Origin of the sequence: Aeromonas jandaei, assembly GCF_037890695.1 — a bacterium.
GTDB lineage: Bacteria > Pseudomonadota > Gammaproteobacteria > Enterobacterales > Aeromonadaceae > Aeromonas > Aeromonas jandaei.
The window spans coordinates 2894764-2906921 of record NZ_CP149571.1; the positions used below are offsets into that span (position 1 = coordinate 2894764).

12 protein-coding genes are annotated in these 12158 nt (G+C 62.0%); 8 read left to right on the forward strand and 4 right to left on the reverse strand.

Annotated elements, in window-relative coordinates:
* Positions 1 to 122: 122 nt before the first annotated feature.
* Together WE862_RS13615 and WE862_RS13620 are read right to left on the reverse strand one after the other, a co-directional pair.
* A complete protein-coding gene (locus tag WE862_RS13615) occupies positions 123 to 908 on the reverse strand; it encodes a PilZ domain-containing protein (protein ID WP_042032097.1) in 786 nt (261 codons plus the stop codon).
* A gap of 51 nt (positions 909 to 959) precedes the next feature.
* Positions 960 to 1418 (reverse strand): YchJ family protein, encoded by a 459-nt coding sequence (locus WE862_RS13620; protein ID WP_082035487.1) that lies wholly within the window; start codon positions 1416 to 1418, stop codon positions 960 to 962.
* 124 nt (positions 1419 to 1542) lie between these two features.
* Between WE862_RS13620 and WE862_RS13625 the strand changes: the two genes are divergently transcribed.
* From WE862_RS13625 to WE862_RS13640, 4 genes are all read left to right on the forward strand, one after another.
* Entirely contained in the window at positions 1543 to 3210 is a 1668-nt protein-coding gene (locus WE862_RS13625) for a methyl-accepting chemotaxis protein (RefSeq protein ID WP_033116114.1), read from the forward strand.
* Positions 3211 to 3340: 130 nt separating this feature from the next.
* The gene (locus WE862_RS13630) at positions 3341 to 4552 is read left to right on the forward strand and encodes an ROK family transcriptional regulator (protein WP_042032099.1); all 1212 of its coding nucleotides are present in this window, start codon (positions 3341 to 3343) and stop codon (positions 4550 to 4552) included.
* 146 nt (positions 4553 to 4698) lie between these two features.
* Positions 4699 to 5466 (forward strand): tRNA-uridine aminocarboxypropyltransferase, encoded by a 768-nt coding sequence (locus WE862_RS13635; RefSeq protein ID WP_042032100.1) that lies wholly within the window; start codon positions 4699 to 4701, stop codon positions 5464 to 5466.
* A 190-nt stretch (positions 5467 to 5656) separates the two neighbouring features.
* Positions 5657 to 6433 carry a TSUP family transporter gene (locus WE862_RS13640; protein ID WP_042032101.1) on the forward strand — a complete coding sequence of 259 codons (777 nt, stop codon included), beginning with the start codon at positions 5657 to 5659 and terminating at the stop codon, positions 6431 to 6433.
* Between the two features lie 76 nt (positions 6434 to 6509).
* Here WE862_RS13640 and WE862_RS13645 read toward each other — a convergent pair whose 3' ends face one another.
* Together WE862_RS13645 and WE862_RS13650 are read right to left on the reverse strand one after the other, a co-directional pair.
* Complete coding sequence (locus WE862_RS13645; RefSeq protein WP_042032102.1) at positions 6510 to 7376, reverse strand: LysR family transcriptional regulator; 867 nt, start codon at positions 7374 to 7376, stop codon at positions 6510 to 6512.
* Positions 7377 to 7431: 55 nt separating this feature from the next.
* Positions 7432 to 8349, reverse strand: coding sequence for a DMT family transporter (locus tag WE862_RS13650; protein WP_042032103.1), 918 nt, complete (start codon positions 8347 to 8349; stop codon positions 7432 to 7434).
* Between the two features lie 174 nt (positions 8350 to 8523).
* Here WE862_RS13650 and WE862_RS13655 point away from each other — a divergent pair, with 174 nt between their 5' ends.
* The 4 genes from WE862_RS13655 (at position 8524) to WE862_RS13670 (ending at position 12140) form a co-directional block, all read left to right on the forward strand.
* Complete coding sequence (locus WE862_RS13655) at positions 8524 to 9402, forward strand: helix-turn-helix domain-containing protein (protein ID WP_156128762.1); 879 nt, start codon at positions 8524 to 8526, stop codon at positions 9400 to 9402.
* A gap of 72 nt (positions 9403 to 9474) precedes the next feature.
* The gene (locus WE862_RS13660; RefSeq protein ID WP_255933577.1) at positions 9475 to 9597 is read left to right on the forward strand and encodes a hypothetical protein; all 123 of its coding nucleotides are present in this window, start codon (positions 9475 to 9477) and stop codon (positions 9595 to 9597) included.
* A 77-nt stretch (positions 9598 to 9674) separates the two neighbouring features.
* Positions 9675 to 11312, forward strand: coding sequence for an ATP-dependent endonuclease (locus tag WE862_RS13665; RefSeq protein WP_041210275.1), 1638 nt, complete (start codon positions 9675 to 9677; stop codon positions 11310 to 11312).
* A gap of 108 nt (positions 11313 to 11420) precedes the next feature.
* Entirely contained in the window at positions 11421 to 12140 is a 720-nt protein-coding gene (locus tag WE862_RS13670) for a hypothetical protein (protein WP_042032105.1), read from the forward strand.
* The last annotated feature ends 18 nt before the right edge of the window (positions 12141 to 12158 follow it).

Sequence of the window (12158 nt, forward strand, 5' to 3'; positions counted from 1 at the left end):
AGAAGTTTGACGTTAACCGTGAGTAAAATGTTTGATTCAGACCAAATAAATGAGCGTGATCGAACATTTTCGACCGTTAATGCTCAGAAGTGTGATCGGGATCGGCCTGACAATAGCCCCTTTCAGGGGGCAGAGTGGCCCATGGCGATGTTCGCAACGGTGCCAGCTTGAGTGCGAACGACCATCTGATGGCCATTGAATTCGAGGTGCTTCAAAAAGGTTTCGCTTTGCTGCAAGCCTGCTGCGTCGAACTGCATGCCGTAGACTGGGTAGTTGTTGATCTGGCGCTGGTTGCGCACTGTGCCGGTCAGCTGGTAGGGCATCCCGTTGGCGCTAGAGGCATCGAGACGCAGCTCAAGCGAGTGGTTGAGGGGAATGGTCGGCGCCTGATGGTGGGTGCTGAAGGCACAACCTGCCAGTGAAAAGTCCACCAGATGGATGTTGAGCGGGTGCTGGGCAAAAAGAGCGACTCCTGTGCAACTGATTGGGTAGCGGATCTCCTTGCGGATCTTGAACAGGGTCATGCTCTCTGGCTGGCGCATGGTGAAGAGTTGGGGCTGCTTGTTGAACTGCTCGATAAAGCCCTCGAAGCAGAGCATGGCTCCCACCCCCCGCTCGCAGATGATGGCCGCCGTGAGGCGGTAACCCGGCTGGCAGTAGAGGGCGGCATCCGCCGGGGTGGTGGCGGGCAGGCTGAAATAGATGATACGCGCCTTGTCGGCGCCGATCAGCACGGCAGGCAGGGAGCGCAGCTGACCGGTCGGAGTGATCACCTCGATCCCCACCTTGCTGGCAGGATAGAGATAATCCATGACATCGGGCCCCTGGATGGAGATGCCCTTCTCCTTATTGGCCTTGATGCGATCCTTGATCGACTTGAAGGGTGACTGCTGAGTCTGTTGTGTCATGGATCATGGTCCCGATGCTCCCGCGTTACAGATTCATTTAAGTAGTCAGCCTCAATTGCCGCAACACTTCTTGAACTTCTTGCCGCTGCCACAGGGGCAGGGATCATTGCGCCCAATGCGGAGCGGGACGGGATCTATCTCGCCGTCGGTGTAGACCCAGCGCCCCTCATGACGTACGAAGCGGGAACGTTCATGCAGGCAGTGACGAGTTTCGCCTTCCACGAACCAGGCTTTGAACTCCACCATGCCGAGTATGTCGTCGGGGCCGCCCTGGCTGGCGATGATCTCGAGGCCATCCCATTGGGTATCGGTCTGTGAGAGCAGTTCTGCGGTCAGCTCTCCCAGATAGTCGGGGTGCCAGCTATGCACCAGATAATCCCCCAGACCCAGCACGAAGGCGCTGTAGCGCGAGCGCATCAGCTGTTCTGGGGTGAGAGCGGGGGCTCCACCGTGGAGTGATCCGCAGCACAGTTCGAGATAAAGGTTGGAACCGCAAGGGCAAAGAGTCATGTTTTTCGCTAATTGGCCGATTTATTTTAAGGGAATTGTAACGAAAGCGAGCCGCGAACTGCCAGCACCTATACTGATGATTGGGCAAGGAATTCCAATAAAAACAGCTGCAAGGATGTGAAAAATGACGTTAAAGCAGAAAATCCTGTTACTCGGAGCGCTCCCCGTGCTGCTGATGGCACTGGCGGTCAATCTCAGCAACTACATGCTCTCCAGAAGCGATCTGGAGTCTGATCTGGTGGTGGCGCGGGAGAAGGCGATCAAGGATCGCAAGGCGCTGCTCAGCAGTTACATCATGATGGCTCAGACTGCCATCAACGCTGTCTACTCCTTGCCTGATTCACCGGAGAATCGGCAAAAGGTCAAAGAGTTGCTCAGACCGCTGCGCTACAGCAGCGACGGTTATTTCTTTGTCTATGACTTTGAGGGCAACACCATATTGCTACCGGTTCGCACTGAACTGGAGGGGAAAAACCGCTGGAATGACAAGGATGCCAAGGGCAAGTTCCTTATTCAGGAGATCCTCAAGTCGGCCCGTCAGGGGGATGGCTTTACCGAATACTGGACCGCCAAGCCCTCCATCGGCCGTGATGCGCCCAAGCTGGCCTTTACCCTGGTGCTGGACAAATACCAGTGGATCATAGGGACCGGTTTTTATATCGATGATATCGACAACGAACTGGCCACCCTGCGTGCCGAGCGGGAGAGCAAGATGAACAGCTCGCTGCAGGTCGGGGTGCTGGTGATCCTGGTGATTTTGGGTGTCACTCTGGTGGCAACCGTTATCGTTGGCAACCGGGTCAGCAAACCGCTGGCAGATGCGGTGCTGGCATTGAACGATATCGCCAACGGCGAGGGGGATCTGACCCAGCGCCTCAAGGTGCAGAGCAAGGATGAGATTGGTCAGCTGGCCAGCGCCTTCAACCGCTTCGTTGAGCGGATCCAGTCGGTGGTGAGTCAGGTTGGGGAGACCAGCAACCACCTCTTCAGCGCCGTCGACAAGCTGCATCACCTGAGCGAGCACTACGACCAGCAGATGCACGGCCATAGCCGGGAGACCGATCAGGTGGTCACCGCAGTGACCGAGATGAGCTCGACCGCGCAGGAGGTGGCGGCCAGCGCCTCCAATGCCGCCAGTGCTACCAGCGATGCGGCCCGCGAATCCGACGCGGCACGCGGCGTAGTCAGCACCGCCATCAATAGCATCAACCGGCTGGTGGGCGAGGTACATACCGCCTCCGGCGTTATCGAGCAGCTGGCGCAGGAGACCGGCAAGATCGGCTCTGTGGTGGAGGTCATTCGCGGCATCGCCGAGCAGACCAACCTGCTGGCGCTGAACGCGGCCATCGAAGCGGCAAGGGCTGGCGAGCAGGGCCGCGGCTTTGCGGTGGTGGCAGACGAGGTGCGATCCCTTGCCGGTCGTACCCAGCAGAGCACCAAGGAGATCAACGAGATGCTCCAGCGTCTGCAGGGCGGAGTGAAGCAGGCGGTGGATGTAATGCAGGCGAGCGAGGAGCGCAGCCAGGAGACGGTGCAGGAGGCGAGCCATATCGCCAGCTCCCTCGACAGCATGGTGATGGCGGTCAGCACTATCAACGACATGAACATCCAGATCGCCACGGCCGCCGAGGAGCAGCACGCGGTCTCCGAGGAGATCAACAAGAATCTGGTGGCCATCCAGCAGATTGTCAGCGAGCTGACCAGCGCTGCGGTCGAGTCCAACAGCACCACCCGTGATCTGGCCAATACCGGCGACAAATTGCGCAAGCTGGTCTCCCAGTTCCGCTATTGATCCTGCCTTGTCAGGTGACGAGTGCCACAAGATGCGGTCTGAACCCCGGTTCAGGCCGCACTTTATTTGGGGATTGACCAATAATGTGTGAAAATTGCCGCCCTCTGTGTCTGCGTTTGCCCCATAGCCTATGAATGAGATCGTGAAAGGTAGTATCGACTTGATCCGCCAGCTCAACTACGGCCTGGTTTATGCCAGCCTGGAAGAGCACAAGGAGTTGTCGCGCACCGATCTCTCCCGTTTGACAGGTCTCTCTCCCGCCAGCATTACCAAGATCACCCGCGAGCTGCTTGACAGCGGGCTGGTGGTCACCTGTGGTGAAAGTTCGGTGGGGCGTGGCCGTCGCCAGACCTTGCTGCGCATCAACGAGCGCCGCTTCCAGTTTCTCTCCATGCGTCTGGGGCGTGGTTATGTAGACATGGCGCTGTTCGACTTCACCGGTCGTTCGCTGGCGCGCCATCGCCATATTTTTACCGAGACCGAGCGCGGCGAACTGCTGGATAGCCTGGTTCACGCCATTCGCAGCTTCTTGCCGAAAAAGGCCCTCAACCTTGCCTGCATTGCCCTTTGTCTGCCAGGTCAGGTAGAGCGCCACTCCGGCATGGTCAAACACTTCCCCTTCTACGATCTGCGCAACTGGCCGCTGGGGCCGACTTTGCAGGAGGCCTTTGCGGTGCCGGTGCTGGTGAGTGGCGACGTGCGCACCTGGATCCAGGCCGAGCGCGAGTGGGGAGCCGCCAAGAATTGTGCCGATGCGGTGCTGGTGTTCGTTCACAACGACATCGGGGTCGGCATGGTGGTCAATGGCCAGCTTATCGAGAGCGAAAATGCGCTACTTGGCGATCTCAGCCATTTGCAGCTCGAACCCTATGGCCAGCGCTGCTACTGCGGCGGCTTTGGCTGCGCCTGCACTCTGGTGACCAATCAGGCGCTGGAGGCGCAATACCGGGATCTGCGCGAGCGGATGCAGGAGCACGATCTGCCCGAGAGTGTCACCATTCGCGAGCTGTGCGAGCTGGCGCTGGCGGGCAACAGCCTCTGTCAGGACATTCTCCATCAGGCGGCGGGGCGCCTGTCGCGGGTGCTCTCCAATCTCATCTGTTTGCTCAATCCGGGCAAGCTGCTGCTGGGGGGCGAGATCACCCGTGCCGATCGGCTACTGTTCCCCATGTTGCATCAGTCTCTGGCGAGTCAGTTGCCGGCCGAATATCTGGTGCGGCTGCAGATCGAATCCACCCACTTCTACGAAGATCCCACCAAGCCTACCTCGGTGCAGGTGCACAAGGCGCTGCGCGACGGCAGCCTGCTGCTGGAGCTGCTGCGCACCTGTCAGGAATCCTGAACCCTTTTTGCAGGGCAGTGGGCAAGGCGTTTGGCGAAAGGGGCAGTGAATGCTGTTCCATCGCCGCGCAACTGGGTACAATCCAGCCCCTTTGTGGCGGGCCGTTGGCGCCGCCGTTGATGATCTCCCTCTGTTTGTGACGCAAGATGAAGCCTGTTCCTGATCACGCCGTCAACCGCCTGCGGGCCTGGCGCAAGAGTATCTCTACTCGACCGTTTCTCGCCCGTGGCGGCACGTTGGCCCGTTGTCCAGCCTGTCAGCTGCGTGAGGACTGGTGTGCCTGTGAGTGGCGCCCCGAGCTCAAAGCGGAGGCGGGCTTTTGCCTGCTGATGTACGATAGCGAGCCGATGAAGCCCTCCAACACCGGCCGTCTCATCGCCGATGTGTTGCCGGATAGCACCTGGGCCTTTCTCTGGTCGCGCACCAAACCCCATCCCGAGTTGCTGGCCCTGCTGGCCGATCCCGTTTGGCAACCCTATGTGGTCTTTCCCGCCTGCGAAAAGGAGCCGGCCCGCCTGACCGGCGAGGTGACGCTGGCGCCGGGTAAAAAACCGCTCTTTATCCTGCTTGACGGCACCTGGCCGGAGGCGCGCAAGATGTTCAACAAGAGCCCCTATCTCGACGGTTTTCCGGTGCTGGCGATCAAGCCCGATGCGCTCTCCACTTACGGCATGCGGGTCGCCAACAGCGAGGAGCACCTCTGCACCGCCGAGGTGGCCGCCTGTGTGCTGGAAGTGGCGGGGGAGCTCAGGGCCGGGCAGGCGCTGCAGCACTGGTTCAATCTGTTCAGCCGTCGCTACATGGCCGGTCGGGTCAGCCGTTTCCCCGGGGATGACGAGGCGCCGCTGCTGGCGGCCCTGAGCGCCATCAAGGGATCGGAAGCGGAGTCACCGGCGCCACAAAGCGCCGCCTGAGCCGAGGGGCAGGGGTGCGAGAGCCCAAATTAGTGAAAATCAGGAATCAATTGGCTGCCACTGTTTCGTTAGATTCATGGACTTTGGCCCGTTAGGATAACCGGCAGTCAGTGCAGCCCCTCTGCCCGGCGTGTTTATTCTCCCCCCGGTTGCCCCTGTGTCGGGCAACCCAATCCCGTGAGGTCTATGGATGGAATTGGAACTGGTTACCCTGTTTGCCCTGTTTGGCGTGGCGCTCATCGCCGGCTTTATCGATGCCATTGCCGGTGGCGGCGGCCTGTTGACGGTGCCGGCCCTGCTGGCTACCGGCATGCCCCCCGCGCTGGTGCTTGGCACCAACAAGCTGCAGAGCAGTTTCGGCTCCTTCTCCGCCACCTGGTTCTACGCCCGCAGAGGATTGCTGGAGTGGGCCATGATCTGGCCCGCGGTGATCTGCACCTTTATCGGTGCCGCTGTGGGCACGTTGGCGGTGCAGACCATCGACGCCGCCGTGCTGGAGCGCTTGCTCCCCTTCCTGTTGATGGCCTTTGCCTGCTACTTCTTCTTCTCGCCGCGGGTGAGCGATGCCGAGAGCTCCCGCCGCCTGACCCCCATGCTGTTTGCGCTGCTGGTGGGGGGCGGGGTCGGCTTCTATGACGGCTTCTTCGGGCCGGGGATCGGTTCATTCTTTGCCATCGGTTTCGTGGCGCTGGCAGGCTTTGGCATGGCGCGGGCCACCGCCCACACCAAGCTGCTCAACTTCACCTCGAATATCGCCTCCCTGCTGTTCTTTGCTCTCGGTGGCAAGGTGGTGTGGAGTGTCGGCTTCTGCATGGCGTTGGGGCAGTTCATCGGCGCCCGCTTTGGCTCCAAGATGGTGCTGAAAAAAGGGGTGAAGTTGATCAAGCCGCTGCTGGTGACCGTCTCCCTGCTGATGTCCGCCAAGCTGGTGTGGAGCCAGTATCCCGAGCTGTTTGCCTGGATCTGATGTGCGCCTTGCTTGCCGCATCGCAATTGTTAACGGGGCCCTCGGGCCCCGTTGTCATATCTGCTGGTTTACAGCGTTAGCGCGGTGTGTCGCTGTAATGGCTGAAGTGTTTGCGCAAGGCATTGACCAGTTTGGCAATGCGCTCGCGCTTGAGACTGTTTGGCCGGTAGACCAGATGGAGCGGGCGGGCGAGTGCCGGCAGCAGGCGGGCCGTTTCTCCCTGCTCCCCCACCAGCTCCAGCAGACCGGCAGGCAGCAGCACCGGGCCGATACCGGCCTTGGCCAGCTCGATCAGCGCCAGATAGGAGTCGAGCTCCATGGCGGGCTCCAGGCCGAGGGTGGCGAGGGGCTCGCGCAGATAGCGATTGGCAGGGTTCTCCAGATCCATGGTGAGGATCTTGCGCCCGCCGCCCTGAGCGGCAGGGGGCAGGCTCTGCTGCGCCTCTCCCACCAGATAGAAGGGCTCCTCCAGCAGCTGCTCGGCGCCAAGGCCATGGCCGGGCGGGAGGCGACCGGCGCAGATGCCGAGCAGGGCATCGCCGCTGCGCACCCGCGCCAGAATGACCGGGGTGTGGTGGGTGGAGAGGGCGAGATGCGGGTCGCGGCCCAGATAGCCGCGCATGAAGTGGGCGAGATAACCGGCCAGCAGGGTCTCGGAGCAGGCGATGGGGAGGGGGCTGTGATCCGCCAGATCCTGGCTGTCGGCCAGCACTCCTTTCATCTCGGCCAGGCTCGGCGCTACCCGCTCCAGCAGCTCCAGCGCCTGCGGGGTGAGCCGGATCTGGCGCCCCTCCGGCTCGATCAGCTTCTTGCCAAGGCGCTGCTCCAGCTGGGCAATGCGCTTGCTCACCGCCGACTGGCTGATATAGAGGCGGCTGGCCACCTTGGCCATGGTTCCTTCACTTGCCAGCAGGCTCAGCGTCTCCAGCCCTTCCAGTAACATCTCGCCCCCTTGCCATCGACAGATTGGATCTGCGTTACCTTAGGGGCTGGTCGCTTCAGGAGCAAGTGTCGTTTGCCGCCTTGAACGGGCCAATGCGCCAGCTCTTCAAGGGCGGTGCGAAGATCACCAGATTGCCGATGAGGCTCACCACCACCCCGACCACCGACACCGGCTGCCAGACAAATCCCTCATAGAAGGTCGAAAGGGTGAGTGCCACCAGCGGAAAGAGCACGGTCGCGTAGGAGGCCTTGCTGGCCCCGATGCGCCCCACCAGGGTCAGGTAGGCGGTAAAGGCGATGACCGAGCCAAACAGGGCGAGATAGACCATGGCCGCCAGATAGTGGCTGTCGGTCGGCACCACCAGCTGCTGACCGAGCAATGTAACCCAGCCCAGCAACAGCACAACGCCGTAAACCATGCCCCAGGGCACCATCTGCAACACGTGGTAGCCGTGGCGCTGGCCGCGGGCCGAGACCAGATTGCCCAGCGAAAAGCAGAGGGTGCCGCCACAGGCGAACAGCAGTCCCTTCCAGCCGTTTGCACCCAGTTGCGCATCCGCCAGCACCGGCCAGAACAGCAGCAGGGTGCCAAAGAGCCCCAGTAGCGACCCTTGCAGCCAGCGCAGGCCCGGGCGTTTGCCCTCGAACAGCCAGAGGTTGAGGCCGTTGAAGATGCTGGCACTGGCGAAGATCACCGCCGACATGCCGCTCGGGATATAGCGGGTCGCGTGGTAGAAACAGAGAAAGTTGGTGGAAAAAAGCAGGGCGCCGAGCAGTGCCGCGTAGCGCTGGCCATGCCACGGCAGGCGCGGAAAGCGGCCGCTGGCGGTGAGCAGGGCAAACAGTGCCACCGCCGCCAGCAAGAAGCGGTAGAGCACCGACACCTCGATGGGTATGGGGCCAAGCTGCCAGGCGATGGCGATCCAGGTGCTGCCCCAGATAAGGACGGTGGCGAGATAGAGCAGAAGGTTCATCGGTTGTTCCATAACTTGGTAGGTTTGTATTCCAGCATGGGGCGAGCAGGGGTTGCTGGCTTGCACCATCTTGCGGTTTTTGTTCCTGCGCCGCTGTCATCCCGGGCATCAGCCGGTAAGATGAGCGGACGGCAGGATAGGCTTGCCGGGATCGTCAGGGAGAGGCAGGGTCAGATGAAAACGGCAGGGGTATTCGACGCACTGGTCAGCACCGGCGCCCGGCTGGAGGACTCCTGCTGGCTGGAGCCCGGGCTTGGCGTGGCCAGCTGGCGCAACTGCTACGATCAGACCCGCTACCACAAGCCGGGCCACCACACCCTGAGCGTCTATCTGCAGGGGGGCGAGCAGACCGAGCGGCTCGACGGGCCGGGCGGTTGTGGCGGCACCGGCAAGGTGTGCATCATGCCGGATCACCACCGATCCGAATGGCTGGTGCGCGAGGAGTTTCGCTTCTTCCACCTCTACTTCACCCCGGCCCACCTGACCCGCATCGCCGAGGAGGTGTGCGACCGTGAGGGGCGCCACCTGCAACTGCTGGACAAGACCTTTATCGACGATCCGAAGGCGGCATTGCTGGTGCAGAGTCAGCTGATGCAGCTTGAGTGGCAGCACGGCATCGACCGCCTGGCGCTCTCTCACGGTGCCTGGATGCTGATCCTCCACGCCTATCGCCACCATACCGAGGCGGCGCCGGCGCTGCCGACGGTGCGTGGCGGGCTGGCTCCGGTGGCGATCCGGCGGGTGCAGGAGTACCTTCATGCTCATCTGGCCGAGCCGGTAACGCTGGCCCAGCTGGCGCAGCAGGCGGGTTTGAGCGAGTATCACTTCGCCCGCATGTTCAGTCAGAGCCTCGGCTGCCCGCCACATCGCTACCTGCTGGAGCTGCGCCTCAAGCGGGCCAAACAGCTGCTGGCAGGTGTTGAACCGCTGGCGACGATCGCCAGCCAGTGCGGTTTCTCCTCCCAGGCCCACTTTGGCAACCGCTTTCGCGAGGCGTTTGGTCTGACGCCGGGGCAGTGGCGTGCCCGCTTGTCATCCTCCTGTCACAGTTAACCGCGAGACTCAATGCGTTCCGGTGAGTTCGCTCACCCCGTCATTTCGCAGTGCCACAAACAGGAGCCGCCATTGAATCATCGCAAGCGCCAGATCCGTACCCGCCACCTCTGGTTCAACCACTGGAATGCCCCGCAGGGGCGCCTGACCGAGCCAACCCCGCCCGAACCTGCCATTCCTCACAGTTCCCGCTGAAAAAGGGCGCTGCCAGATAGGATTTTTCCGGCAACTTTGCCACTATTGCTCCATCAGAGTGACGTGGACATGGCTGGATGTATCTGGAACGTATTGAAGTTAAAGGATTTCGCGGTATCAATCGGTTGTCGCTCGGGCTTGACCATACCACAGTGCTGATCGGTGAAAACACCTGGGGGAAATCGAGCCTGCTGCGCGCCCTCTGGTGTCTGCTGGGGCAAAATGCCGAGCCCTATCAGTTTGGCGCCGAGGATTTCCACCGGCCGGAAGATCCCGAGCTTGCCCCGGCGCGCCATCTGCAACTGGTGCTCACCTTCTGTGAGCACCGACCCCAGATGTGCCAGCACTCCCGCCGTCTGGCCCGGCTTTGCCCCGCCTGGGTACTGCACAAGGACAAGTTCAACCGCATTCACTACCGCGCCAGCGCCGAGTTGCTGGAGGATGGCACGGTCGCGACCCTGCACGACTTTCTCGACGGGGTGGGCAAGAGCCTGCCCATCGCCAATGCTCACGAGCTGGTCTGCATGCTCATCACCATGAACCCGGTCTTTCGCCTGCGCGATGCCCGCACCGCCCGCAACGGGGTGGAGACGTTGCAGTGGGGCGATCTCTCAGAGCATCGTCTGAACGAGTTGGCCGACAAGCTCATTGACGAGCCCCAGCGCATTGGCGAGCCCGAGCTCAAGGAGGCGTTGCAGGCGGTGCGCCAGCTGATGGATCACTACTTCAACGCGCTGGCGCCCATCAAGAACAAGCCGCGCAGCCAGCGCGACATCATCAATCGCCCCATGACACTGCGCAATCCGGGCAACCTGCACACCCTGCTGCGTCAGGCGGACAACCGCGCCCTGCAGCTGGCGATGGCGGGGATGGCGGCGACCCTGCTGCAGGCACGTGGCAACCGCGAGCTGGAGGAGGGGGCTCGCCCCATCATGATCCTCGAAGATCCCGAAAGCCGGCTTCATCCGACCATGCTGGCGTTGGCGTGGGGGCTGCTGGAGCAGTTGCCGGGCCAGAAGCTGCTCACCACAAACTCGGGGGACTTGCTCTCCTCCCTGCCGCTCAATCAGGTGCGCCGGCTGGTGCGGCGCCAGCAGGATATCCTCTGCCACCAGCTGGGTGGCGAGCGCTACAGCAGCGACGATCTGCGCAAGATTGCCTTCCATGTGCGGATCAACCGTCCCATGTCGCTGTTTGCCCGTTGCTGGCTGTTGGTGGAGGGGGAGACCGAAATCTGGCTGCTCTCGGAGCTGGCCCAGATCTGTGGCTACAGCCTGCGGGCCGAGGGGGTGCGGATCATCGAGTTTGCCCAGTGTGGCCAGTCACCGCTGATCAAGGTGGCGCGCGACTTTGGCATCGAGTGGCATCTGCTGGCCGATGGCGACGAGGCGGGAGTCAAGTATGCCGCTTCGGCCCGCGGTCAGCTCAAAGGCGACAGAGAGCGGGATCGGCTGACCCAGCTGCCTGCGGTCGATATCGAGCACTACCTCTACAACAACGGCTTTGAGGGGGTGTTCCGGCGTGAAGCCGGCGTGGGTGGCCGCGCCATGTGGAGTGCCAGCCATATCATCAACAAGGCGATCCATCATCGCAGCAAGCCGGGCATGGCGCTGGCGGTGGTCGAAGAGGCGGAGCGGCTCGGCGCTGAGCATATACCGCCGGTGATCCGCCAGATGTTTGCCCGGGTGGTGGCGCTGGCCCGCGGTCAGCGTTAAGGCCGCCACTTGTGATGTCAGGCGTTGGGGATGGCGCCGGGTTTGGGTATACTCGGCCCCTCTCTGGCGCCACCACGGCGCATTTCGACACCCTTTGCTGGAGGCGCCATGTTCGTCCAACTCCCTTTCTGGCTTTTTCCCCTGACCGGCCTGATGGCGCTGGGAGCGCTTGTTGCCCTTGGCATCGTGCTCTGGCGCGGTGATCTCTGTCCGGGCCAGCGCTCGCGCATCAGCCAGCAACTCTTCTCCATCTGGGTCATTACCGCCCTCTCGCTGATGCTGGCGGTAGAGGCCAAGGCGGCCAGCTGGCTGATCTGGAGCGGCGGTGCTGCGCTGGTGCTGGGCGTGGGCCTTTCGCTTGCCCAATCTAGGCTGGAGGGGAAACGTTCCATCCCATCTTCCCTGCTCTGGCTGCCGGCGTTGCCGCTCGCAGTTTATGGCGCGGGCCTGCTGCAACTGCAGGGCTGGGTGAGCGGTCTGCTGCAGATGGCGATGCTGGGTGCGGCCTTTGCCCACCTGATGCTGCTGCGAGCACGTCACCGCCTGCAGGCATTCAATACCCTGCTGCCACTGGCTGGTCTGGTGGGGGCGATGGCCAGCCTTATCTGGTTGGGCGTGCTGGTGGGCTGGCAAGGGGGTGAGGCCAATCTCGATGCCCTGATCCCGGCGGTGGTGACCCAGGCTGCATTGCTGGTGGCCTCCCTGCTGCTCTGGTTCAGCCCGCTCTATCTGCAGCGTGACACTGCGCCGGTTGTGGTTTCAACTTCGTTGTGTGGTCTGCTCATCGCCCAGATCGCCGCCACCAGCGTGCTTCATCAGCTGGTGTGACGCAAACGGGTTTACTGT